Consider the following 23,486-nt stretch of genomic DNA (forward strand, 5'->3'; position numbering starts at 1 on the left):
CGCGTCGGGGCCGGTCGCAGTTGGGGCGCGATGCCTCAGGCAGGGCTGGGATCCGCTCAATGAGCCCTGCCTGGGCGGGCCGATGTATGCCGTGGGTGTTGATGACGCCGGCTGCTCGCGGTGCCTGCCAACAAATGTGTATACGCGATTAGAAATCGCTCGCGCGAACTGCTGATCATCGGGGCCGGCGCCGGCATCTCAACCGCGGCGACGGCAAAGCTGATCACCGAACCGAAGACCTGGATGCGCGAGCCGTAGCCCCGGACGGACGACCTACATCGGCTCGGCGCCGTCCCGCCGCTGGTCCCCGGTCAGCCGCTCGTGGAACGCCCGGCAGCGCGCCTTCCAGTCCGCCTCGGACTCGCTGGTCAGACAGCGGTCGAGCAGGGCGCACACCCACTGCACCACCTCGGGGTCGACGAGGTGCGGCTCGTACGTCTCCAGCGTCTCGGCCAGCCGCCGGCGGGCGCCGGACTCCACGAGCTGCAACGTGGCCATCGCTCGGACGGCGGTGGGCAGGTCGATGTCGAGCAGGGCCGGGATGAGGCGGCGCGCCACACCGACGTCGGCCGACCGGTTGGCCACGGCGATGCAGTGCGCGAAGAACTCCGGATCGGCCGGGCGCTCGGCGTACAACTGGGGGAGCAGTTCGACGGTGAGCCGTTGCACGCCCTGCTCCATGCTGGAGAGCAGGGTCAGGATGGTCTCCTCGTCGGCGGCGCGGTGCGCCGCGAGCGCGCGGATGGCCTGCTTGCGGGAGATCTTGTTCTCGAACTCGTCGGCCGCGATCTCCGCGCTGAGCAGGAGCTCGGAGCGACTCAGCCGGGACGACTCACCGAAGATCCGCGCCATCGCCGCCCGCCTGTTGCGGACCTCCATCTGACCCAGCGCCTGCTCGAACAGTCGGGACAGCTGGCTCTTGAGCTTCTCGGTGAACTTTCCGTAGGAGAACGGGACGATAGTCAGCTGCCGTTCCGACTCCACCTCGTGGATGATCTCGATCAGCTTCCGCCGGTCGGGGTCGGTCACCGCGGTGAGTGCCACGTCCCGCGTCAGCGTCTTGTACGCCTGGTACGTCTTGTCTAGGCAGAACACCAGGATCGGCTTCCCGGCGGCGAGGGCCTCGCGCAGCTCCGTCTGCCACGTGATCGACCCGAACGATTCCACGATCACGAAGACGCAGACATGGGCGTTGCGTACGGTGTCCCGGGAGTTGGTCACCCAGCTCGCCTGCGCGTGGTTGATGTGCAGGATGTCGCCCGACAGGTAGTGCCACACCTCCGCGTCGAAGCCCGACGCGACCTCGACGAAGTCCTCGCGGTAGCGCTCGGTGTCGTGCGCGCCACAGAGCATTATCCGCAGCACGGCGGACCTCCCGTCGGCCGAGAACCCGCAGCCGGCAGCGCCGGTGGGAGCTTCTCGGGGTACCGGAAGTCTCAGCACGATCCGGGCCGACGTCAATGACGGCAATCGGACAGCGGCTCACGTACGGGCAGGTGGGAACCGCCGGGCCTACCGGCTAGGACCCGGCGGCGCAGTACGCGCACTCGTTCCGCTCGGACCAGTCCACCCGGTCCAGCGTCGCCGGGTCGATCGCCAGGTGGCCGAACTGCCGGCGCACCGCCATCCGGAAGGTCCACATCCCTTCGGCGAACTCGTGGTACGCCTCGTGTCCCTCGGCGGAGCGCAGGTCCTCGCCGTCGCGGACGAGCCGCCGCATCCGGACGAGCCGGTGGAAGACGTCCTCGCCCGCCGTCACCAGCTCCGGCGTGCCGGACATGAGCAGCCGCTCGCGGGCCTGGTAGGCGTCGGATTCCGTCATGGCGCGGGCGGACGCCTCCCGGTCATCGGCGGACCGCAGCATGCCGTGCGCGGTGGCCAGGGCGAGCGTGAAGTCCACGCAGGTGCGCCACCGCTCGAGCTCCCGGTCACGGGAGCGGGTGTCCCGCTCCCGCCGCAGGTCGACCAGGAAAGTGCCCGACAGCGCGATGAGCGCGCCGGCCCCGGTGCTCAGCAGCGGCATCCAATCCATGGTGGACATCGTGCCATCCGGGCTGGAGCGCCCCGGTCACCCGGTGTCCGCTACTCGGAGCGGCGGCGGACCGTGGCGGGCAGCCGCCGCACGCCGACGGCGTGACCAGCCGTGGCGAAGACGCCGGCTCGGTAGTCAGTTGGGCCGGTCGAGGATCGCGCTGAACCGCTCCTCAGCCAGGTCGAGCTGGGCGAAGATGTGCCGCTTCACCGGCGCCGAGAGCGGCGTGTCCGGCCGGGCGATCAGGTCGCGGAACACCGGCACCAGCGGCCGGTACTTCGCCGCCGACCGGGCCACCTTCGGCCCGATGGTGTAGACGACGCCGACCCCGTTGTCGGTGAAGTCGGAGACCTTGATGACCCGCGCCCACGGCTCCCGGTCCAGGCTGGCCGCCACGTGCTCGCGGTACTGGGCGTTGCGGTCGCGCGCCGGGTCGTACTCCGGGTTGGTGACCGCGCTGACCAGGCGGGCCACCCGCGGGCCGAACCGGACGGCGAGGGTGGTCAGCGCCGCCGCCGTCGGGTCGGCGGCCCCGACGCCGGCCAGCTCGTCGGGGTGGTCCTCCACCGCGTCGTGCAGCAGGCCGGCGACGATGACGTCCACGTCGCGCACCTGGTAGTGGTGCATCATCCGGATCGCCACCCGGAGCAGGTGGTTGAGGTACGGCTCGCGGACCCGCCGGTCGTCGCCGTGCAGCTCGGCCGCGAGGTCGAGGGCGGCGGTGAGCCGGTCCCGCGCGGCCTCGTCGAAGGCCGCGATCTCCAGCCGGAACCGTTCCAGCAGGCCGGGTTCGCCGTGGATCTCGGTGATCGCGTGCATCGGCATGGTGGCCAGGTACGACGGGAAGTCCATGGGTCACTTATAGCCGATCTTCACTACCCACGAGCCCCGGCCGTCGGGCACCCGACGCGTCACGCGGTGCCCGAGAGTCGCTTGACCAACCGGACGGTGGTCCCCTGCGGGGTGCCGTCGATCGTCGCCTCGTCCATCAGCCGGGCCATGATCAACCGCCCTCGGCCCCGCTCCAGCCCCTCCGAGCCGTCCTCCCGCCAGCCGCCGGCGTCCGTCACCTCGATCTCCAGCCGGTCGGCGCGCAACCGGCCGCGGACCGCGGCGGTCGTTCCCGGGGCGAATTGGCAGCCGTGCTCGATGGCGTTGGCGCACGCCTCGCCGGCGGCGATCAGCACCGTCTCGACGTCCGCCTCGCCGGCCCCGAGCCCGATCAGCCAGGTCCGCAGCGCCTCCCGGGCGGGGGAGAGCTGCGCCAGCTCCGCGTGGAACACCACCGGCTCCCGGTGCCGGTAGACGAGCACCGCGACGTCGTCGGCGCGGACCCCGGGCACCAGGTCCCGGACCAGGTTGTCGACCAGCTCGCCCTCCGGCAGCTCCCGACCGTCGGCGAGGCTGTCCACCGCCCGGGCGATGCCCGCGTCGATCAGCTCCCGTCGCCGCTCCACCAGCCCGTCGGTGTAGAGCAGCAGCGTCGACCCGTCCCGCAGCTGCGCCCCCGCCTCCGGCCGGACGTGCACCGCGACGCTCGCCAACGGCACCGAACCGGCCCCGTCCAGCAGCTGGGACGGGCCGTCCGGGTGCATGAGCACGGCCGGGTGGCGCGGTCCGTCGGGCGGACGGGCGTGCGGGGCCCCGGCGCGTGGTCGCGCCGGGCCCCCCGGCTCACGGTTGGAGGTGGCCGGCGCCGGCCCGGGCGGTGGTTGTTGTAGACGTGCATCCGGCGCCGCCGTGGGCTCGGGCGGGCGGTCAGCCGGCAGCGGGGCCGAGGCTCGCCCGGCGGACCAGTGCGGCGGGGAGCACCTCGACCCGGCGCCGGTCGGTGGCCGGGTCGAGCGCGAGGGTCATCGCCCGCGCGCCCAGCTCGACCAGGGGCAGCCGGACGGTGGTCAGCGCCGGGGTGACGTCGGCGGCCACCGGCATGTCGTCGAAACCGGCCACCGAGATCTCCTCGGGGACCCGGATGCCGCGCGAACGCAGCAGCGTCAGCGCGCCGACGGCCATCGAGTCGTTGAGCGCCACCAGCGCGGTCAGCCCCGGCACGGCGTCGAGCAGCTCGGCGGCGGCCCGGGCGCCGCCGTCGCGGTCGAAGTCGGCGTAGCGGATCCGCTCGTCGGGCAGGGGGACGCCACCGTCGGCCAGCGCGGCGCGCAGCCCGCCGAGGCGGTCGGTGATGGTGGTCAGCACGCGTGGCCCGGCGATCACCCCGATCCGCCGATGGCCCAGCCGGCACAGCTCCGCGCCGAGCAGCCGACCACCGGGCTCGTTGGCCGGCATCACCGCGTCGCCGGGGTGCTCGTGCCGGCCGATCACCGCCACCCGGCCGCCGGTCGCCTCGTACGCGGCGAGCTTCTCGGCGAGCAGCGCGGTGAAGTCGGCGTCGTGGTAGCCGGAGCCGGCCAGCACGATCGCGGCGACCTGCTGGCCGCGGAGCATCTCCACGTACTCCAGCTCGCGTTCCGGGTTGCGGTAGCTGTTGCAGATGATGACCAGCCGGCCCCGGTCGGTCGCGACCCGTTGCAGCCCCCGGGTCACCTCGGCGAAGTACGGGTCGGAGACGTCGTGCACCACCACACCGACCACGCTGCGCTGCGGCCGGGCCAGCAGCTGGGCGTGCGCGTTGGGCACGTACCGCAGGTCGGCGACGGCGCGGAGCACCCGTTCGCGCAGTTCGTCGGCGACGGGCTTGCTGCTGCCGTTGATGACCCGGGACGCGGTGGCGGGGGAGACTCCGGCGCGCCGGGCGACGTCGGCCAGCGTCGCCAATGCCACCCCCGGTGTGTGTCGGGCCCGGGCGTCGGGCCGTGGTCGCCGACAGGTTACCGCAACGGTGCCGGGAAAGCCCTTGCCCGGAGGTCGGCGCGCACCCTACGCTCCTCAGGAAAGCGCTTGCCTGGGCTGTCTGGACGGAAGGACGACCATGTCCCGAAGGTCGATCGGCATCATCGTCAACGGCGTCACCGGTCGGATGGGGTATCGCCAACACCTCGTCCGGTCCCTGCTGGCCCTCCGGGAGCAGGGCGGCCTGGCGCTGCCCGACGGCACCCGGATCTGGCCCGAACCCATCCTGGTCGGCCGCGACGAGGGCCGGCTGCGCGCGGTGGCCGAGCGGCACGGCCTCACCGACTGGACCACCGACCTCGCCGCCGCGCTGGCCCGCGACGACGCCGAGATCTACTTCGACGCCCAGGTGACCCAGCAGCGGGAGAAGGCGATCCGGCAGGCCATCGACGCCGGCAAGCACATCTACACGGAGAAGCCGCTCGCCGAGTCCAGCGCCGCCGCCCTCGAGCTGGTCCGCGCCGCCGACGCCGCCGGGATCCGTACCGGCGTCGTACAGGACAAGCTCTTCCTGCCCGGCCTGCGCAAGCTCAAGCGGCTGATCGACGGCGGCTTCTTCGGCCGCATCCTCTCCGTCCGCGGCGAGTTCGGCTACTGGGTCTTCGAGGGCGACTGGCAGCCCGCCCAGCGCCCCTCCTGGAACTACCGGGCCGAGGACGGCGGCGGCATCGTGATGGACATGTTCCCGCACTGGCAGTACGTGCTGGAGGAGCTCTTCGCCCCGGTCCGGGCCGTCACCTGCGTCGCCAGCACGCACATCCCGCAGCGGGTCGACGAGGGCGGCCGAAGCTACCCGGCCACCGCCGACGACGCCGCGTACGGGATCTTCGAGCTCGACGGCGGGATCGTCGCCGCGCTCAACTCCTCCTGGTGCACCCGGGTGCACCGCGACGAACTGGTCGAGTTCCACGTCGACGGCACCGCGGGCAGCGCCGTCGCCGGCCTGCGCCGCTGCCGGGTCCAGCACCGCGCGGTCACCCCGAAACCGGTCTGGAACCCGGACCTGCCCGCCACCGAGGACTTCCGGGCCCAGTGGACCGAGGTGCCCGACAACGAGGAGTTCGACAACGGCTTCAAGGTGCAGTGGGAGGCGTTCCTGCGGCACGTGGTCGCGGGGGAGCCGTTCGCCTGGGACTTCCTGGCCGGGGCGCGCGGTGTGCAGCTCGCCGAGCTGGGGCTGCGCTCGTCCCGCGAGGGGTGCCGGGTCGAGGTGCCGGAGCTGACCCGGTGACCGCGCCCGTCGCGCTGCCCGACGGGCGTAGGTACCGGCTGCGCGGGGGCGCCGGCTTCGACCGGCCCACCGGCCCCGCCGCCAGCCGGGTGGCGTACGCGGCGGCGCACGTGGTCGCCGACCCGACGGCGGAGAACGTGCCGGGCGCACCCTCCGCCGTGGACTGGGACCGCACCCTCGCCTTCCGGCGCCACCTCTGGTCGTACGGGCTGGGGGTGGCCGAGGCGATGGACACCGCCCAGCGCGGCGCGGGGCTCGACCACGCCGCCACCCGGGAACTCATCCGGCGCAGCGCCGCCGAGGCGCGCGCGGTCGGCGGGCGGATCGTCGCCGGGGTCGCCACCGACCAGCTGCCCCCCGGGCCGGCCACCCTCGCCGAGGTCGCCGACGCCTACGCCGCGCAGCTCGCCGACGTGATCGCCGCCGGCGCCCGCCCGGTGCTGATGTGCAGCCGCCACCTGGCCGCCGCCGCCACCGGCGCCGAGGACTACCAGCGGGTGTACGACCGGCTGCTCGGCGCCGTCGACCAGCCGGTGGTGCTGCACTGGCTCGGCGACATGTTCGACCCCGCCCTGGCCGGCTACTGGGGCTCGACCGACCTCGACGAGGCCACCGACACCGTGCTGCACCTGGTCAAGGACCACCAGCACCGCATCGACGGCATCAAGGTGTCGCTGCTCGACGCCGACCGCGAGGTGGCGCTGCGCCGGCGGTTGCCGGCCGGGGTGCGCCTCTACACCGGCGACGACTTCCACTACCCGGAGCTGATCCGCGGCGACGACCAGGGGCACTCCGACGCGCTGCTCGGCGTCTTCGCCGCCATCGCCCCGGCCGCCGCCGCCGCGCTGGCCGCCCTCGACCGCGCCGACCTCGACGCCTACGACGCGATCCTCGCCCCGACCCTGCCGCTGGCCCGGCACCTCTTCGCCACGCCGACCTGGTTCTACAAGACCGGCATCGTCTTCCTGGCCTGGCTCGCCGGGCACCAGGAGCACTTCACCATGCTGGCCGGCCAGCAGTCCGGCCGGTCACCGGCGCACCTGGCCCGGCTGCTCGTGCTGGCCGACACCGCCGGCCTCCTGCCCGACGCGGAGCTGGCCGCCGCGCGGGCGCGGGCGTACTTCACGGTGGCGGGGGTGGCGCAGTGACCGCCCCGACGTCCGGCGCCGCCGCACCGCAGCGGGTGGTGCCGGCTGCCGGGCTGGCCCGGTTCTCGTTCAACCAGGCCACCGCCAAGCACTGGCCCCTCGACGAGGTGGTGGCCGGGTGCGCGGCGGCCGGCGTGCCCGGGATCGGGCTGTGGCGGGAGCCGGTCCAGGAGTACGGGCTGGCCCGGGCCGCCCGGCTGGTCCGCGACGCCGGACTGGCCGTCACCTCGCTCTGCCGGGGCGGCTTCTTCACCGACGGCGACTGGCGGGGCGAGAACCGGCGGGCCGTCGAGGAGGCCGCCGCCCTCGGCGCGGCGGAGCTGGTGCTGGTCTCCGGCGGGCTCCCGGCGGGCAGCCGGGACGTCGACGGCGCCCGGCAGCGGGTCGCCGACGCGATCGGCGAACTCGCCCCGGACGCCGCCGCCGCCGGGGTGCGGCTCGCCATCGAACCGTTGCACCCGATGTTCTGCGCCGACCGTTGCGTGATCGCCACCCTCGGGCAGGCCCTGGACATCGCCGAGCGGTTCGACCCGGCCGTGGTCGGGGTGGTGGTCGACACGTACCACGTGTGGTGGGACGACACGGTGTACGCGCAGATCGCCCGGGCCGGGCAGCGGATCGCCGCGTTCCAGGTCGCCGACTGGGTCACCCCGTTGCCCGAGGGCGTGCTGCTCGGCCGGGCCCTGCCCGGCGAGGGCTGCGTCGAGCTGCGCCGGCTGCGGGAGGCGGTCGACGCCGCCGGCTACCCCGGCCCGATCGAGGTGGAGGTCTTCCAGGCCGACCTCTGGTCCCGCCCCGGCCCCGACATCCTCGCCGCCGCCGTCACCGGCTACCGCACCCACGTCCTCTGACCCCACCCCACCCCGCCCTGCCCCGTCGATCATGAAGTTGGCGGCGAGATTGACCTCCATCTGTGCCGCCAACTTCATGATCGACGCTTGCTGCGGCGTGGGGTGGGGGTGGGGTGGGGTCAGCGGGTGGGGAGGGCGGCGGTGACCCGGACGGCCTTGACGATGGCGGGGATGGAGCCGATCAGCAGGACCAGGCCCCAGACGACGGCGACCACCGCGAAGATCAACGCGCCGACGTCGTCGAGGATGCTGACCACGACCACCGGCGCCAGCCGGTGCAGGAACTCCAGCAGCACCGTGCAGAGCAGCGTGGTGAGCGCCAGCAGCACCAGGCCCTTGTTCTGCAGGAACCGGGGCTGGGCGAGCAGCAGCAGCCCCGCCCAGACCAGCTTGAGCAGCAGCACCAGGCCGAGCAGCAGGCTCGCCTCGCCGACCGGGAAGAACCCCCACAGCGCCAGGTACGCCAGCGTGCCGAAGGGCACCGCCAGGAAGAGCGACACCATCACGGTCAGCTCGACGAAGGTGATCACCAGCAGCACCAGCGACGCCAGGATCAGCAGGATCGCGAAGACCAGCGTCGCCACGCCCTGCACCCGACCCTGGATCCGGTCCGGGACGACCAGGCTCAGGCAGAACAGGCCGGTGGTCCAGAGCGCCACCACGTCGATCAGGGCGAGCTGGCCGGTGCCGCGCCCGGAGGGTTCGCTGACCCGGCCGACCTCGCCGAGGTCCACGTCGAGGTCGCGGGCGCTGGTGGCCAGCGCCCCGCCCGCGTCGCCGCCGCCGACGAGCAGCGACGCGCCCAGCTCCACGCAGACCACCAGCCCGATCGCCAGCAGCGCCAGCAGCAGGAACGGTTTGCGCAGCTCACCCATGACGGGCCTCCTCGCGGGTCGGCGGCGCGGTCGGTCCGGGTACCCGCGTCGGCGCCGCGGGGCATCGGCGGGTCAGGACGTGGTGATGGCGACCGTGCACCCGGCACCTCCCGGACAGCTCAGCAGGACCGCGGCGGCCCGGTCGACGGCGATCTTCGCGACCGCCCCGGTGCCGTCGTCGGCGGGTTCGACGTCGTCGCGGACGGTGAGGTCGGCGTCCCCGGGCGCCGGGGCGGTGACCGTGAAGGCGCCCGGTCCGCGCAGCACCAGCGTCTTCAGCCCGCCCGGATCGGCGACCCGCAGCACGCAGTCGCCGACCACGGTGAGCACGTCCCCGGTGCGGTCGCACTCCGCCCGTACCGTCGTCGGGTCCACGGTGGCGCCGCCGGCCAGCCGGCCCAGCCAGCCGACGGCGTCGGCGTCGCCCGGCCGGCCCCGGTCGTCGCGGCCCGCGCCGACCGCGACCACGAAGAGCACCACCAGGAGTACGCCCACCGCGCCCAGCAGCAGCTTCTGCCGACCGGTCATCGCCGGGCCGCCGCCTCGCGCACCTCGGTGAACCGGATCTGGTCGATGCCGGCGAAGTACCGGTCGAAGCCCTGCGTCTTGCTCACCGCGACCAGGGTCAGCTTGTGCGGGCCCGGCCCCAGCTTCACCGTGCCGACGTCGGTGAAGTCGGTGCGCACCACCTTCGGGGTGAAGCCGAGGAAGGTCCCACCGACCTGCACGCCGTCGATGGCGAAGATGGTGTTGGCGTAGTCGAACGAGGTGGTGCGCGCGGCGGAGAACCGCCAGGTGGCCTCGGCCGGGATCTGCACGGTCATGGTCACCTGGTCGCCGATCGCCAGGCCCTGGAAGAAGAGCTGCCGGTCCTGCGACCAGGTCACCCCGCAGCAGTTCTCCTGCACCACCACGCTGGCCTTGCTGCCGGCCGGCGACTGCACCGTCGCGCCGGCCACCAGGCTCTCCGCCTCGATGGTCAGCACCCGCGCCTCGCCGGGCGCGGCCACCTCCTCCGGCCGGGTGACCAGCCACCCCACCACCGCGCCGACCAGCACCACCAGCGCCAGCGCGGCCGCGATCCAGGGCCACGGGGTGCGCTTCGCCGGGGCGAGGGCGCGGACCTCGTAGGTCACCCGGCCGCTCGCGCGGGAACTCTCCTCCGGCGCGGTGTTCGCCGAGTACGCGAAGCCCGTCATGTCGTAGCGGCGGGGCGCGGTGCCGGGCGGCACGGCGAGGCGCACCAGGAACGAGACCGAACCCTGGCCGGGCACCACCCGCTGCGGCTCGGCGACGGTGAACCAGGAGCGCTGGCTGCCCTCCCCGGGCGCGACGTCGAAGACCACGGTGTCCGGCGCCAGACCCGGATTGGAGACGGTGAAGGTGAGCTCCCCGCGGTTACCGGCGTCCAGGGTGAACTGCTCGGCGGCGGCGACGACGGCCCATTCGGTGGTCATGACGGCTCCTCTGCGGACGGTGCGGGTGCGGGAGGGGTTCGTGAGGTCGGGACGCTGGCCCGGCCGATCGCCGGCCCGGGGTGGTGCGGCGGCGGGGGATCGGCGTCGGGCGCGTCGGCGACGACCACCTCGGCGGTCACCGCCGCCGGCTTCTCCGCCTCGACGATCCGGATGATCACGGCGAGCCGGTCGGCGGCGGCCGGCGGGACCCGGACCACCAGGTGGAACGGGCGGTCGGCCGGCTCGTTCAGCACGAACCCGGTGACCCCGGTGGCCAGCTCCAGCGCGGTCCGCATGCCGTACGGGGTGCCCCGCCACCGGGCCAGCTCCGCGCCGTGCGCGACCAGGTCCCGCAGCCGGCCCACCGGCAGCGGCAGCGGGGCGTCCGGCCGGGGCGGGGCGAGCACGTGGTCCATCGCCACCCACCGGGTCAGGTACGCCACCAGCCCGTCCGGCGTCCGGTACGGGGCGAACAGCGCGTCGACGTCGGCGAGCACCGCCTCGTCCGGCGCGTGCAGCGCCTCCATCACCTCCAGCAGTGCGAACAGCACGCTGCCGGGGACGCTGGCCCGTTGGTAGGCGGCGGGCAGCAGCCGCTCAATCGCCGCTCGGCGCATCCTGCCGCACCACCTCGATGTCGTGCTCGCCGGAGCAGAGCAGCCAGGTGTCGGGGACGGTCACCACGTCGGCGGTGGCCTGGTTGGCGCTGGCCGTCCAGTCGACGGCGTCGCCGCTGCGGTACACGCCGCGGTCGCCGGCGGCGAGGATCAGCCGGTCCGCCCCGCCGGCCGCGGCGATCGCGTCGACCGGCACGAACCGGGACCGGTCGCGCAGCGGCAGCCCGCAGTTCACCATCACCGGCTGCCACTGCGGCTGGGCGGCCAGGGTGTCCAGCCGCACCACCCCGCCGCTCTGCGTGGCGGCCACCGCGAGGGTGCCGACGAAGGCCAGGTCGCGGCAGGTGCCACCGACCCAGCCGGCCTGCACCTGCTGCCACTTCACGTCCGACTCGAACAGCCGGGTCCGGTGGCAGCCCTGCCCCGGCTTCTTCGGGTCCGGCTCGCCGGCGCCGGCCCAGAGCAGGGTGGCCGGCCCGTCGTACTGCACGGCCAGCACCCGGTTGTCGACATTGGCCAGCCCGACGTGGGCGAAGCTGCCCGGCCGGCCCGCGGCGGTGGAGAGGTAGACCCCGAACCCGGCTTGCGCGGCCACCGCCACGCCCGGCGCGCCCCGCTCGGAGACGAACGCCCGCACCGCGTAGAATCCCCGGTCGGCGTCGGCCGGGTCGACCAGGATCTGCAACGGCACCGAGCCGGGCAGCAGGGACACCTCGTACAGGCCGGCGTCGGTGGCCAGCAGCAGCGCGCCCGCGCCGTCCCGGTCGATCCAGGCGACGTCGGAGATCCGCGAGTCCAGGTCGGTGAGCAGGGCCCAGGTCTCGCCGAGGTCGGTGCTCAGGTGCACCCGGGATCCACCGGCGGCCCGGGTGGTCACCACCGCCACCGAGCCGGGGCGGGCGACCACCCCGGGGCGTACCGGGGCGGGGGCGGGGGCCACCCGGACGACGGTCTCGGCGTCGAACCGGCCGGCCGGCTCCCAGCCCGCCCCCGCGTTCGTGGAGCGGAACAGCACCGGGCCGCGGCCGGCGTACCAGGTGCGGGCCTGGTACTGGTCGACGGCGAGGGTGCGCACCTCCGCGTCGGGGGCCTCGTCGACGACGAACCGGACCGACTCGACGTAGCGCACACCCGGCTCGGCGTGCTCCAGCATCCGGTAGACGTTGGAGGCGCGCAGCGGCTCGCCGAACGCCCACCCGGCCGGGTTCAGCGGGGTCGGCAGCGGGCTGAGCGTCTGGTGCAACCGGTCGTGGATGCGCCGCCGGACCGCCTCGGCGTCCTCCTCCCGGCGTACCACCACCCGGGCCCGGATGGAGACCGCCTTGTACCGGGCCCAGCCGGCCCGGCAACCGGTGCCGAGCACCCGCCGCTGCGCCAGGTCCACCTCCACCCGGCGGCGGGCCTCCGCCACCTCGTGCTCGCGCAGCACCGTCACCGGCAACCGCCCGCCGGGCCGGGCCTCCTCCGGCACGTACGGCACCAGCACCACCTCGACCTCGCCGGGCCGGGCGAAGCTGTAGACCGCGGACCGGGTGAAGGCCCGGGCCCGGGCCACCGCCCCCGAACCGGCCGCCAGGATCTCGAAGTCCCGCGCGGTGACCGCCCGCTGCTGGGCGAAGAACTCGTACGGCCCGCGGACCAGCGCCGAGTCCAGCGTCTCCATGTCCCGCCCGCCGGTCGCCGGCTCCGGGTTGTCGGCGCGTACCCCCGGTAGCGGGTCGCGCAGGGCGGTCAGCGTGCCGGCGGCGACGTTGCCGGTGCGCCCGCCGCCGGCCCGGTACCAGAGCCGGATCCGGGCGCCCGCCGACGGCACCGCCGCCACCGTCACCGGCCCGCCGTCGGCGTCCGGCCCACCGCCGGGTCCGCGCAGGTCCAGCGCGGGGGCGAAGGTGACCACGCCGGAGCAGCGGTCGACCAGGAAGACCTTGGCCTGCGGGCCCAGGCCGGCGAAGCTGTCCACCGGCCGCCAGATCTCGTAGGTGCGTCCCTCGTGCTCCCGGGCCGCGGCGCCCAGCTCCACCGAGCCGGGCGGCACCTCCACCCCGAGCAGCAGGTCCAGCGGCTCGGCGGTACGCGCCAGCGGGGCCCGCGCGGCGCGCAGCACCTGCCCGGGCTGACCGGTGCCGGTGCCCAGCAGCTCCGCCTCCACCGGCTCGCAGTGGTGCATCCGGACGGTCACCGCGTCCTCCCCGGCCGGTAGCAGCGCCGGTTCGGTGGTGACGAAGACGACCGGCTTCGGGTCGGCGCCCCGGGCGGCGGCCACCCGGGTGCCGGCGGGGATCCGCACCGGCTGCCGGTCCCCGCCGGTCCGAATGAACCGCACGTCCGTCCAGGCCGCCGAGGGCGCGTGCCGGCTCACCCCGAGCAGGTTCAGGAACTGCACGTACGCCTTCTCCGGCAACTGGTTCAGCCGGTAGATCATCACCTCGGTGAGGTGGGCGAACGCCTCGACCAGGGCGATGCCGGGGTCGTGCGCGGACAGGTCGGTCCAGGCCGGGCAGGACTGCGCGATCCGCTCCCGGGCCTCGGTGACGAGGTCGAGGAAGCCGCGGTCGTCGAGGTGCGGCACGGGCAGCGTCATGACGGGTCCCCCTCGGCGTGGTCGCGTTCCGCCGGCCCGCCGTCGGCCTCGCCGGCGTCCGGTTCGTCGTCCGGCAGCAGGTCCACGGAGAAGACCAGTTGGCCGGGGGACAGGCTGGCCCGGACCCGGTAGTCGAGCCGGATCACCAGCCGCCACGGGTCGTCCGGGTCGGGCCCGGCGTCCACGTCGATCACCTCGACGCGCGGCTCCCAGCGCCGGATCGCCTGCCGCACGTAGTGGATGGCCAGGCCGGCGGTGGTGTCGTCGTTGGGTGCGAAGACCAGCCGGTGCAGCCGGGAGCCGTACCCGGGGCGCATCAGCCGCTCGCCCGGCGTGGTGGAGAGCAGCAGGTACAGCGCCTGGCGTACCGTCTCGTCGCCGTCGGTCATGGCGAGCCCGCCGGCCGCGGTCAACCCCAGGCCGCCGGTGCGGCCGGCGTCGAAGCCGGCGCCGACGAAGCGGAACGCCCTCATCGGTCCGCCTCCACCAGCCGCTGCCGCGGGTCGCGGACCCGGTGGTGGACGAGTCCGGGCGGCGTGCCGTCGGTGAGGCCGTCCAGGTGGGACAGCACGATCCGGTGGCCGTCGACCCGCAGCCAGTCGCTGTAGCCGACCCGCACCGGCAGCGTCCTCGCGCACGGTTTGATGGTCGGCCCGTAGTTGGGGCAGGCCACGATCTCGCGCCCCTCCGGGTCGTCGTCGACCAGCACCGGTACGCCGGTGAGGGTCACCCAGGTCTGCGACGCCCGGTTGGTGACCCGGCCGTCGTGGTCGCAGGTGACCACGGACTGCAGGTGGATCCAGCGCATCAGCCGCCTCCTGAACGTTCGCGGGCGAGCGTCCCGGCCCGGTCCCGGGCGGTCGTCGCGTCCTCGGTCGCGTCGGCGTGCAGGAAGTCGACGCTGCGGGCCCGCACCACCATCGCCCGCCCCGGTGCGGAGAGCACCAGGTCGCCGGCGGCGTGCAGGGTGGTCAGCCCGGGGGTCATCTCCAGGTGGCTGCCGGCGTCGGTGGCCAGTCGCAGGCTGCGACCGGTGTCGTCCACCACGATGGTCTGGCCGCTGCCGGTCCGCAGCGACCAGCGCCCGGTCCGCCCGTCGGCGATGCCCGCGTCGTACGGCTCGACGGCGCCGAAGAGCGAACCGAGCACGATCCCGGCGGTCGGCTCACCCCCGGGCAGCGCCACCAGCACGGTGTCGTCCGGGTCGGGCAGCGCGACGATCCCCTTGCCCGGCCCGGCGCCGGGGCAGAGCAGGGCGAGCCAGCCGGCGTCCAGGTCTCCGTACGCGGGCAGGGTGAGGCGGACCCGGCCGAGCCGGTCGGGGTCGTCCACGTCGGTGACCGTGCCGAGGGTGACCACCGCCGCGGCCACCGGCGGGGGCGGCGAGGCGGACGGCGGGACGGTGGAGAACCGGGTGAGGTGCCCGTCGCCGTCGATGGTGTGCGTCACCTCGGTGAGCACGTACACCCCGGCCAGTTCGTCGGCGACGCCGGCGAGGTCGATCCGGCCGCCGGGGCGCAGGCCCGGGTTCCCGGCGGCGACGCCCTCGGCGGTGACCAGCGCCGCCGTCCGGGCGTCCAGGCCGGCCTGGGCGATGGCGGCCAGCTCGTCGGCGCTGCGGCCCGGCTGGTCGACCGCGGTCCGGGTGCCGTCCGCGCCGACCGTGGCCGGGTCGGGGGTGAGCGCGATCCGCCGGCCGGTGCGCGGCGAGTCGGCCCGCTGGCTGATCGGCTCGGCCCGCTGCGGGTGCCAGCCCAGCGCCGCGCTCTCCCCGGCGGCCCGGTCGAGGTTGGCGGCGAGGCGCAGCCGGTGCAGCGTCCGGCCGAGGGTCAGCGGGACCGGCTCGCCGTGCCCGTCGAGGGTGAGCAGCCGCACCCGGTCGCCGTCGGCGGTCAGGTGCAGCCCGGCCCGGCCGGCCACCTCCACCAGCAGCTCCAGGTCGCTGTGCCGGTGCTGGAGCAGCCGGTCCAGGCGCGGGCCGTCGGTTTCGGCGTCGACGTCGAGGCCCACCTCGGCGCAGAGGTCCCGGGCCAGGTCGGCGACGGTGACCGCCTCGAAGACCCGCAGCTGTTGCCGCTTGCGCAGCCGGTGCAGCAGGTCGTACCCGCGCAGCCGGAGCAGGGCGGTGCCGTCGGCGGCGTACTCCACCTCGACGCAGGTGACCTCGCCGGTGAAGAGCGGCTCGTCGCCGAGCCGGACGTCCAGCGTGGCGCCGGTCGGCACCGCCGGGCCGGGGCCGAGCTCCAGCGCGGCCGGGCCGGCGCCGGTGGCGTGGACCACCTCGCACTGGGTCGGCTGGTCCAGCCGGGCGGCGACCCGCACGGACCGCAGCCGGCGGGCCGTCGCCCCGTCCAGCGGTGCGCCGTCGAGCAGCACGGTCGGCCAGGCGGTCACGGCGTGCCACCGCCCACCGGGGTGCTCGCGGCGGCGGTGACCGGCGGCACGGCCAGGGCGGTGCCGGCCGGCACGGTCAGCGGGTCGGCGATCCGGTTGTGCTCGGCGAGCAGCCGCCAACGCAGCGGCGAGCCGAGCGCGTCGTGGGCGAGCAGGTCGAAGCGGACCCCCGAATACCCGGGCACGGCCGAGCCGTCGCCGGCGGCCACCACGGCCGTACCGGGCGCCGCGCTGGGGGTGGTGGCGGCGGCCAGCTCGTCGGCGAAGCCCTCCTGCGCCTGGTCGGCGGACTCCGCCACCCGCACCAGCTTCAACCGCAGCCAGGACCGCCGGGGCGAGCCGGTGCCGGTGAACGCGTCGAACCGTTCGGCGATGGCGACGACCACGCCGGGCACGTTCCAGGTCTTGCCCCAGACCAGCCGGACCAGCGGCGGTCGGAGCCAGCCGTGCTCGACGGCCGAGTTCTCCGCCAGCATCCACAGCGGACGGGTCAGCGCACGCACGTCCCCGGGACGGGTCTGCGCCTCCACCAGGTCGGTGTCGAAGAGCAGGTCCAGCACCAGTTCGGTCCGGCCCCCGCCGGTGAAGGCGAGCGGGTCGTCGGCGAGACCGGCGCCGGTGAGCTGCCCGTCGGCGAGGCCGCGCGGGCGTACCCCGGCCAGCCGGGTGACCTGCACGGTCTCCGGGTTGAGCAGGCAGTCGACCCGGACGCCGGTCTCGTCGACGAGGAAGGCGACGCGTTCCATCACACCCCCCGCTGTTCGGCGTCCAGGCGGTGCCGGTGGTCGTCGCCGCCCGCCCCGGCGGGGTGTCGCCACACCGGGTCGTCGGGCAGCGCCGGCCAGGGATCGGCGGCCCACCGCCCGGCCGCCGGCCGCGTGGTCCCCACCGCCGGAGGTACGCCGCCCGCGCCGCCCGGCTCGACCGGCAGCGCCGGCCACGGATCCACCGGCGGTGTCGCCCCGGGGTCCGGCCGGTCGCGGAGGTCGGCCCCGGTCCGGGGTACGCCGGGAGCCCCGGCCACCAGGCCGCTCAGGCGGCCCGCGGTCGCGGTGCCGGGCATGCGGCCGGCGGCGAACCAGGGTGGGCCGATGGTCGGGCTCGTCGCGGTGTCGCCGGTGCGGGCGGCGGCGGACGCGCCGTCGATGCCGCCTGGACGCCCGCCGGCCCCGTCACCGACGACGCGGCGGCCGGCCGGGCCGCCGCCCGTCGGACCGCCCCACCCCGGCAGGTTCGTCGACCGCCCGGAGTCGAGGGCGGGATGCCCACCGGGCGTCGACCGCCCGTCGGCCAGGTCTGGATGCCCACCGGCGGCCGACCACTCCGCGGCCAGGTCCGGATGCCCACCGGCGGCCGACCACCCGGCGGCGTGGTTCCGCTGCCCGTCGGTGGCACCGGTGGCCGGCCGTCCGACCTTCCGGTCCCCGACCCCGGGAGGCGGGTGGGCCGCCGTTGCGGCCGTGTGGTCCGTTCCGGCTCCGGTCGCGGTCGCCGTCGGCTGCCGGGCCGCGCCGGTCAGCGGCGTTGCGGGCGCACCGGCCGGTGGCCGCCCCGCCGCGCCGGCTCTCGGCGGCCGGGTCGTGTCGCTCGCCGGCCAGCCGGTCGCCGTGGGCTGCCGGGTCGTACCGGTCGTCGGCCAGCCGGCCGCGCCGGTCGTCGGCCCCTCGGTCGGCGGTCGCCTGGTCGCGCCCGCCGTCGACCACTCGTCCGCGCCGGCGATCGGCGCACCGGGCGGGTGGGTCGTCGATGGTCCGGCCGCCCGGCCCGCGCGGGCGCCCGGCACGTCCGCTCCCGGCCACCCGGCTCCGCGAACCTCGGCTCCGCCGACCGTCCGTCGCTCGGTCACCGTGCCCGCTGGCCCGTCCGTCGTGTCGCCCGCCGAACCGACGGTCCCGTCGTACCGCCGGTCCGTCGCGCCGGCCGTCGACCGCCCCGGCGTCCGGTCACCGGGCGCGCCCACCGCACCGGCGAACGGCTGCCCGGGCGGAATCCCGGCCGCGCCGCTCGTCGGCCGTCCCGGCGCCGGGCCGCCGGCGACCGGCCGCCCCGCCTCGTCGAGCCTCGCCTCTTCCGACCCACCGGCCGCCCAGTCGGCCGCGTGACCCGCGGATGCCCCGGTGGCGCCGTTCGCCGGCCCGCCGGCCGCGTGGCCCGTGGATGTACCGGTGTGACCGGTCGCTGCCCACCCGGCCGCGTCGCCCGTGGGCGCCCAGGTGGCACCGGTCGCCGGCCAGCCGGCCGCGTCGCCCGTCGGTGCTCCGGCGGGGCCGCGCGCAGGCCAGTCGCCCGCGTGGGCAGCCGGCTCCCCGGTGGCGCCCATCGCCGGCCACCGGTCCGACCCGTCGGCCGGCCATTGGTTCGCGCCGTCCGCCGGCCAGCCGGTGATGCCGTCCCCGGCGCGGTCGGGCACGCCGTGGCCGGGGCTTCCCTTTCGGGACGGGCCCACCGCGCCCCCGCCCCCGCGTGAGTCGTTTACGTCATCAGCTCCAAAGCGTCCGACACCGGTACCACCGACCGCCCGCCGGGTCCCGCGCCGGAACGGGAAGAACCGGCCACCCGTTCTCGCGCCGGGCCGCGGCACCGCCGGAGACCCGTCGCGGGCCGTCCAGCCGTGGTAGTGCCCGGGGTCCGCCGCCCCGGCCAGCCGGAGCCCGCCCGGATCCGCCGCCTCGGCCGGGAGGTCCAGGTCGTGCAGCAGGCCGGGGGCGTGCGCGGCCACCAGCCGCAGCCAGTGCTCCGGTGGCTCGCCCGGACGGCGTGGCCGGTCCGCCACCGGGTCGGCCGGCGGTGGGGGAGCGCCGCCGACCATCCGCCCGTCGACCGCGTCGGCGACGGCCCGCAACCGCCGGGCCAGCCAGCTACGCGGTCGTGGGCGCGGCGGCACTGCCCCACTCCAGCTCCAGACCCTCGTACGCGAGGGTCACCGCGACGATCGCGATCTCCTGCGCCAGGGTGTGCAGGTGCGCGCCCCGCCACCGCATCGGCCACGCGTTGATCAGGTTCCAGCGCAGCACCTCGGTGGTGCCGGCGGCGTCGAGCAGCACCACCGAGACGTTGCGCCGGCTCATCGTCCCCTTCGCGATGGCGTGCACCCAGTCCCAGATCTCCCGGGACGGGGTCAGGCCGAAGTGGAGGGTCACCGGCTCGTACTCGACCTGGCCCGGCACGGCCCGGATCCGGTCGTTGCCCGCCTCCCGGTACGCCAGCCGGGCGATGTTCATCTCCAGACCGCTGACCTCCGTGAAGTGGCCGTTGGTGATGCCGTTGATGAGCAGCTTGAAGTTGTACGCCCGGTACGGGTCGACCGGGGCGCCCGGCTGCGGCGTGGCCGTGGTCGGCATGTCAGCCTCCAATCGTCTCGGTCTCGGTGCCGCCGGCCCACTGGCTCAGCTTGAACACCACGAACTCGGCGGGCTTGACCACCGCGATGCCGATGTGCGCGACCACCATCCCGGCGTCACGCACGTCGGCCGGGTTGGTCTCCTCGTCGCACTTGACGAAGAACGCCTCCTCGGGCGTCCGCCCCAGCAACGCCCCGTCCCGCCACACCCGGGTGAGGAAGGCGCCGATGTCCCGGCGGATCGACCGCCACAGCGAGAAGTCGTTCGGCTCGAAGACCATCCACCGCGTGCCGTTGGCGATCGCCTGCTCGATGGAGATGGAGAGCCGCCGCACGTTCAGGTAACGCCACTCGCTGGCCTCCGCGGCGAGCGTGCGGGCGCCCCAGACCCGGATGCCCTCCCCGGCGAAGTACCGGATCACGTTGACGCCCTTGGGATTCAGCACGTCGTGCTCGGGGCGGGTGACCAGGTACTCCAGGTCGACGGCGCCGCGTACCGGCTCGTTGGCGGGGGCCTTGTGCACCCCGCGCAGAGCGTCGGTGCGGGCCCAGATGCCGGCGATGTGCCCACTCGGCGGGGTGAGCACCAGCTCACCGCTGAGCGGGTCCCGCACCCGCAGCCAGGGGAAGTAGCAGGTGCCGAACTCCGACTGCCGGGGCCGGTACGCCGCCGTCGAGCCGGACCCGGTGTCGGCGTCGGCGTCGGCTGGTCTCGACGTACCCTCGGGGGGCTTGCCGTCGCTCGTGCGGGACGTCCGGGCGGAGGCCGGCGTGGCGACCCGGGTCAACGCCGACACGTCCTCGATGCCCGGTGCCGGGTCGCAGATGGCGACCATGGTGCGCATCCGCTCCGCCATGCTGAGCAGCGCCTCGTGCGAGACCGGGTCGTGGAAGCCGGGCGCGGCGAGGATGGAGACCTCGTCCACCGCCTCCAGCAGTTGCAGGCCGGCGCGGCGCTGACCGCCCCCCGTCACCTGGCCACCCTCGCCGACGTTGACCACCCAGCACCGGGTGCCACCGTTGTCCAGGAAGCCGAAGACCGCCCGGGCCAGCGGAGTGCTCTCCGGGCGCTCGCCCGAGGCGTAGAGCCGCAGGAACTCCGACCAGCTGTTCACCGGTACGGCCCGGTCCACGTGCGCGTCGCGGTCCGGGGCGACCCCGACGAAGCCGGCGGTGCTCATGCCGACCGGCCCGATCGGGCGGGCGCCGCTGGGCACCTCCTCGACGTAGATGCCGGGGGAGAAGTAGTTGGGCATCGGTCCTCCTGGTGCGCGGGCCGGTCCGGGTCAGCGGGCCGGGGCTTCGCAGACGATGACGATGTCGGCGTCGGCGGGATCGACGTCGGCGGTGAGCGTGCGTCCCCGGCCGACCAGGCGCAGCCGGACCTGCCGGCCGGGCTGCTCCGGGTCGTGCGGGACGCCGGTGAGCCGGAACCGGCCGGCCGGGTCGGTGTGCGTCGCGTACGGCGTGCCGACCAGCTCGACCCGCATCGCCGCGAGGGGCTGCTCCTCCGGGCCGACCACCCGGCCGTCCAGGGTGAGCATCGCCAGTTGGCGCAGCCGCAGCGGGCGCAGCACCGGCGGCGCCGCCGGCACCGGGCGGGCCACCTGGGCCGGCACGTCGATCAGCAGCGCCGGGCGGGGCGCCACGCCGAACGCCCGCCACAGACCCGGGTCGCCGGCCTCCAGCACCATCTCCGGCTCGCCCTCGGCGGCGGCCGTGGCGAGCACCCGGTCCAGCCGGGGCAGCCCGGCCGGACCGGCGGCACAGAGCAGGTAGCGGACCGTGAACCGGTACGGCTCGCGGGCGCCGGTGCCCCGGGTCTGCCGGGCCGGCCGCAGCTCCAGCGGCCACAGGGTCAGCCCGGTCGCCTCCGGGTCGACGGGCGGGCCGACCGGGACGTCCTCGCCCGCCGCCGCGGCCAGCCACGCCGTCAGCTCGGCGGTGGCCGCCTCGATCGCTCCTCGCCCGTCGCCGGTCATCGCGGCGGCGTCCCCTGGATCCGGTACGCGATGGCCTCGTTCCAGACGTGCGGGTAGACGCCGATCTCGAAGTACCGGGTGAAGCGGTTGATCGGCGCGTTGGTGTGGTCGTGCCAGAGCAGCCAGACCGGGGCGATGGTGAAGAGCACGTAGTTCAACGCCACCAGCGGGATGTAGAGCGGGCCGAGGAGCCGGGCCTGGAAGATGTGCACGTCCTCGTGCCGCTGGATGCCGCTGTTGGAGCCGGCGCAGACCGTGCCGATGGTGGTGGCGTACCGGGGGGAGACGCCCTCGACCACGTTGACCCGGCAGCTCTGCTGTGAGGTGGGCCGGTCGAGGTGGTGCCCGAAGACCAGGTGCACGGTGAGGTAGATCGCGCCGGCGACCGTGTTCAGCAGGCTCCACGTGTGGTCGACGACGAAGAGCAGGATGCCGCGGGCGTCCGGGCCGTACACCCGGGCCGAGGCGATCGCCCAGCCGAAGGGCCCACCGACGAGCAGCCCGACGACGGCACCGACGAGCAGGCCGATGGTGCCGCCCAGGAAGCCGCCGAGCAGGGCGCCGAAGGCGATGTGGACGACCGTGCTGATGATGGCGAGGACCATGGGGTCACCTCTCAGACCCAGGAGCGGATGTAGCGGGGCTCGCGCTGCTGCGCGAGCTGGGTCGGCGACGCCTGGGTCGCCTGCCGGTTGCCGGGCGGCAGCTGGTTGATGCCGAACGCGGCGGAGAAGATGACCAGCCCGTTGAAGAAGGCGATGACCCACTTCTCGGCGCCGGCGTCGGTGGCGAACGCCGCGGTGAGGTAGGACAGCACGAGGGCGATGCCCAGGGCGATCCACTTGCGGGCCTTGTCGCCGCCGGGGCCGATCAGCCCGCCGATCACGTTGGCGGTGAGCAGCGTGGCGGCGCTGGCCCCGGTCAGGCTGCCGAGGGCGGCCCAGGTGAAGAGATCGTTCACGGCGATCCCCCTTCGGGTGGTGCGGGAGAGGATGTGGTGGTGAGGTACGACGTCCGGGGCGGGGATGTTCCCGCCGGCCCGGACGCCCGGGGTGAGGTGGTGACGTGGCCCGACCCGGCGGGTCAGACCGGCTCCGCGCGGTCCGCCGGTGGCGCGACCGTCGGGGGGCCCGTCGGGGCCGCGGCGGCGGTGGCCCGTCCCCGCCGGCGTCGCAACAGGACCAGGAGTACGACGCCGGCGAGCAGCAGCACGCCCACGACGGCGCCGACCACCAGCCAGGGGAAGGAGTCGTCCTCGTCCGGCGTCGCCGCGGTCGCGGAGGGCGAGGGCCGCACCGGCGCCTCGGCGACCGCCCGCAGCTCGGCGGGCTTGGTGCGGTTGGCGGCGACCTGCCAGCTGACCGAGCGACCGTTGACCGTGCCGTTGCTGTCGATCACCCGGCCGGGAAAGGTCACGGAAATCTCGAACGACATCAACCGCATGAACTCTTCCCGGTTCCGCGGATTCTGCTCGGCCACTTTTCCGCCGTATTTCGACGGGTCGAGCGGCAGGCTGAACCGGTAGAGGTCGCCGTCGCGGACCAGATTGAGACTTTCGCTGGTGAAATCCTTCAGCGGGGTACGCCGATAACTGATCTGGGCGCCGTAGAAGCGGTCGTCCTGATAGACGGTCTCCTCGCCCGGCGGCAGGGTGGGGATGTTCTGCCGGAGCTCGGCGAAGGCCACCGCCACGTTCTGGTTGCGGGAGGTGAGCAGGGATTTCTGGGCGGTGAGCAGCAGTTGCCCGTCGACGGTGTCGTCGGCGTTGACGGTCAGTCCGAAGTTGAGCTGCATGCAGCCGGTGAGCATGGCCACCAGGGCGAGACACACCGCGACGCGGAATGCCCTGCCGCGGTTGAGTCTCGTATTCATGCGCACAGTGTGTGTGATCGCCTTCACCATCAGCAGTCAGCGATCAGTCACAACGCTGTCACCGATCTTACCGGCCGTCGTTCCGTTCGGCTGACGCCGGAAATGGAGGCGGTCGATATTCTGGAGGATTGGCCCGCGGGGCGATCGGCGGGGCGGTTCCGCCGTCCCGGGGCGATCGGCGGGGCGGTTCCGCCGTCCCGGGGCGGACGGGCGGCGCCGGTCGCGGCAGGATGACGGTGCCGGTCACGCCGTCGTC

General features: G+C 74.9%; 24 protein-coding genes. 3 read left to right on the forward strand and 21 right to left on the reverse strand.

What is annotated here, in order from left to right; translation table 11 throughout:
- Nucleotides 1–273: 273 nt before the first annotated feature.
- From AC5L3Z_RS15925 to AC5L3Z_RS15945, 5 genes are all read right to left on the reverse strand, one after another.
- Complete coding sequence (locus AC5L3Z_RS15925; RefSeq protein WP_494842768.1) at nucleotides 274–1,365, reverse strand: hypothetical protein; 1,092 nt, start codon at nucleotides 1,363–1,365, stop codon at nucleotides 274–276.
- A 154-nt stretch (nucleotides 1,366–1,519) separates the two neighbouring features.
- Nucleotides 1,520–2,041 (reverse strand): hypothetical protein, encoded by a 522-nt coding sequence (locus AC5L3Z_RS15930; protein WP_494842770.1) that lies wholly within the window; start codon nucleotides 2,039–2,041, stop codon nucleotides 1,520–1,522.
- A gap of 126 nt (nucleotides 2,042–2,167) precedes the next feature.
- On the reverse strand, nucleotides 2,168–2,884 hold the full coding sequence (locus tag AC5L3Z_RS15935) for an HD domain-containing protein (protein WP_494842772.1): 717 nt from the start codon (nucleotides 2,882–2,884) through the stop codon (nucleotides 2,168–2,170).
- A gap of 59 nt (nucleotides 2,885–2,943) precedes the next feature.
- Nucleotides 2,944–3,633: an ATP-binding protein gene (locus tag AC5L3Z_RS15940; protein ID WP_494842774.1), complete on the reverse strand. Its 690-nt coding sequence runs from the start codon at nucleotides 3,631–3,633 to the stop codon at nucleotides 2,944–2,946.
- A 157-nt stretch (nucleotides 3,634–3,790) separates the two neighbouring features.
- Nucleotides 3,791–4,807, reverse strand: coding sequence for a LacI family DNA-binding transcriptional regulator (locus AC5L3Z_RS15945; RefSeq protein WP_494843236.1), 1,017 nt, complete (start codon nucleotides 4,805–4,807; stop codon nucleotides 3,791–3,793).
- 154 nt (nucleotides 4,808–4,961) lie between these two features.
- Between AC5L3Z_RS15945 and AC5L3Z_RS15950 the strand changes: the two genes are divergently transcribed.
- The 3 genes from AC5L3Z_RS15950 to AC5L3Z_RS15960 are packed head-to-tail and all read left to right on the forward strand — an operon-like array spanning nucleotide 4,962 to nucleotide 8,112.
- Nucleotides 4,962–6,113: a Gfo/Idh/MocA family protein gene (locus tag AC5L3Z_RS15950; RefSeq protein ID WP_494842776.1), complete on the forward strand. Its 1,152-nt coding sequence runs from the start codon at nucleotides 4,962–4,964 to the stop codon at nucleotides 6,111–6,113.
- Nucleotides 6,110–7,261 (forward strand): DUF993 family protein, encoded by a 1,152-nt coding sequence (locus AC5L3Z_RS15955; RefSeq protein WP_494842778.1) that lies wholly within the window; start codon nucleotides 6,110–6,112, stop codon nucleotides 7,259–7,261. Before AC5L3Z_RS15950 ends, AC5L3Z_RS15955 begins: the two co-directional genes overlap by 4 nt.
- A complete protein-coding gene (locus tag AC5L3Z_RS15960; protein WP_494842780.1) occupies nucleotides 7,258–8,112 on the forward strand; it encodes a sugar phosphate isomerase/epimerase family protein in 855 nt (284 codons plus the stop codon). The genes AC5L3Z_RS15955 and AC5L3Z_RS15960 overlap by 4 nt, the downstream gene beginning before the upstream one ends.
- Before the next feature lie 119 nt (nucleotides 8,113–8,231).
- On the opposite strand, the gene AC5L3Z_RS15965 is transcribed toward AC5L3Z_RS15960, so the two are convergent.
- From AC5L3Z_RS15965 to AC5L3Z_RS16040, 16 genes are all read right to left on the reverse strand, one after another.
- Nucleotides 8,232–8,987 (reverse strand): hypothetical protein, encoded by a 756-nt coding sequence (locus tag AC5L3Z_RS15965; protein ID WP_494842782.1) that lies wholly within the window; start codon nucleotides 8,985–8,987, stop codon nucleotides 8,232–8,234.
- Nucleotides 8,988–9,059: 72 nt separating this feature from the next.
- Complete coding sequence (locus AC5L3Z_RS15970) at nucleotides 9,060–9,515, reverse strand: hypothetical protein (protein WP_494842784.1); 456 nt, start codon at nucleotides 9,513–9,515, stop codon at nucleotides 9,060–9,062.
- Nucleotides 9,512–10,444 (reverse strand): carbohydrate-binding protein, encoded by a 933-nt coding sequence (locus AC5L3Z_RS15975; RefSeq protein ID WP_494842786.1) that lies wholly within the window; start codon nucleotides 10,442–10,444, stop codon nucleotides 9,512–9,514. The genes AC5L3Z_RS15970 and AC5L3Z_RS15975 overlap by 4 nt, the downstream gene beginning before the upstream one ends.
- A complete protein-coding gene (locus tag AC5L3Z_RS15980; protein WP_494842788.1) occupies nucleotides 10,441–11,061 on the reverse strand; it encodes a phage tail protein in 621 nt (206 codons plus the stop codon). Before AC5L3Z_RS15980 ends, AC5L3Z_RS15975 begins: the two co-directional genes overlap by 4 nt.
- Entirely contained in the window at nucleotides 11,042–13,642 is a 2,601-nt protein-coding gene (locus AC5L3Z_RS15985; protein WP_494842790.1) for a putative baseplate assembly protein, read from the reverse strand. The genes AC5L3Z_RS15980 and AC5L3Z_RS15985 overlap by 20 nt, the downstream gene beginning before the upstream one ends.
- The gene (locus AC5L3Z_RS15990) at nucleotides 13,639–14,115 is read right to left on the reverse strand and encodes a GPW/gp25 family protein (protein WP_494842792.1); all 477 of its coding nucleotides are present in this window, start codon (nucleotides 14,113–14,115) and stop codon (nucleotides 13,639–13,641) included. Before AC5L3Z_RS15990 ends, AC5L3Z_RS15985 begins: the two co-directional genes overlap by 4 nt.
- Nucleotides 14,112–14,450: a hypothetical protein gene (locus AC5L3Z_RS15995; RefSeq protein ID WP_494842794.1), complete on the reverse strand. Its 339-nt coding sequence runs from the start codon at nucleotides 14,448–14,450 to the stop codon at nucleotides 14,112–14,114. The genes AC5L3Z_RS15990 and AC5L3Z_RS15995 overlap by 4 nt, the downstream gene beginning before the upstream one ends.
- Nucleotides 14,450–16,036, reverse strand: coding sequence for a phage baseplate assembly protein V (locus AC5L3Z_RS16000; protein WP_494842796.1), 1,587 nt, complete (start codon nucleotides 16,034–16,036; stop codon nucleotides 14,450–14,452). Before AC5L3Z_RS16000 ends, AC5L3Z_RS15995 begins: the two co-directional genes overlap by 1 nt.
- The gene (locus tag AC5L3Z_RS16005; RefSeq protein WP_494842798.1) at nucleotides 16,033–16,782 is read right to left on the reverse strand and encodes a CIS tube protein; all 750 of its coding nucleotides are present in this window, start codon (nucleotides 16,780–16,782) and stop codon (nucleotides 16,033–16,035) included. Before AC5L3Z_RS16005 ends, AC5L3Z_RS16000 begins: the two co-directional genes overlap by 4 nt.
- Complete coding sequence (locus AC5L3Z_RS16010) at nucleotides 16,782–17,819, reverse strand: hypothetical protein (RefSeq protein WP_494842800.1); 1,038 nt, start codon at nucleotides 17,817–17,819, stop codon at nucleotides 16,782–16,784. Before AC5L3Z_RS16010 ends, AC5L3Z_RS16005 begins: the two co-directional genes overlap by 1 nt.
- A 1,075-nt stretch (nucleotides 17,820–18,894) precedes the next feature.
- The gene (locus AC5L3Z_RS16015; RefSeq protein WP_494842801.1) at nucleotides 18,895–19,377 is read right to left on the reverse strand and encodes a phage tail protein; all 483 of its coding nucleotides are present in this window, start codon (nucleotides 19,375–19,377) and stop codon (nucleotides 18,895–18,897) included.
- 1 nt (nucleotide 19,378) lies between these two features.
- Nucleotides 19,379–20,632 carry a phage tail sheath family protein gene (locus AC5L3Z_RS16020; RefSeq protein WP_494842802.1) on the reverse strand — a complete coding sequence of 418 codons (1,254 nt, stop codon included), beginning with the start codon at nucleotides 20,630–20,632 and terminating at the stop codon, nucleotides 19,379–19,381.
- A gap of 30 nt (nucleotides 20,633–20,662) precedes the next feature.
- Nucleotides 20,663–21,358 (reverse strand): carboxypeptidase-like regulatory domain-containing protein, encoded by a 696-nt coding sequence (locus AC5L3Z_RS16025; RefSeq protein WP_494842804.1) that lies wholly within the window; start codon nucleotides 21,356–21,358, stop codon nucleotides 20,663–20,665.
- Nucleotides 21,355–21,963, reverse strand: coding sequence for a glycine zipper family protein (locus AC5L3Z_RS16030; protein ID WP_494842805.1), 609 nt, complete (start codon nucleotides 21,961–21,963; stop codon nucleotides 21,355–21,357). Before AC5L3Z_RS16030 ends, AC5L3Z_RS16025 begins: the two co-directional genes overlap by 4 nt.
- Before the next feature lie 11 nt (nucleotides 21,964–21,974).
- A complete protein-coding gene (locus AC5L3Z_RS16035) occupies nucleotides 21,975–22,319 on the reverse strand; it encodes a hypothetical protein (RefSeq protein ID WP_334614353.1) in 345 nt (114 codons plus the stop codon).
- A 122-nt stretch (nucleotides 22,320–22,441) separates the two neighbouring features.
- Nucleotides 22,442–23,230: an LppM family (lipo)protein gene (locus AC5L3Z_RS16040; protein ID WP_494842807.1), complete on the reverse strand. Its 789-nt coding sequence runs from the start codon at nucleotides 23,228–23,230 to the stop codon at nucleotides 22,442–22,444.
- Between the last annotated feature and the right edge of the window lie 256 nt (nucleotides 23,231–23,486).

It is taken from the genome of Micromonospora sp. LZ37 (assembly GCF_059359015.1).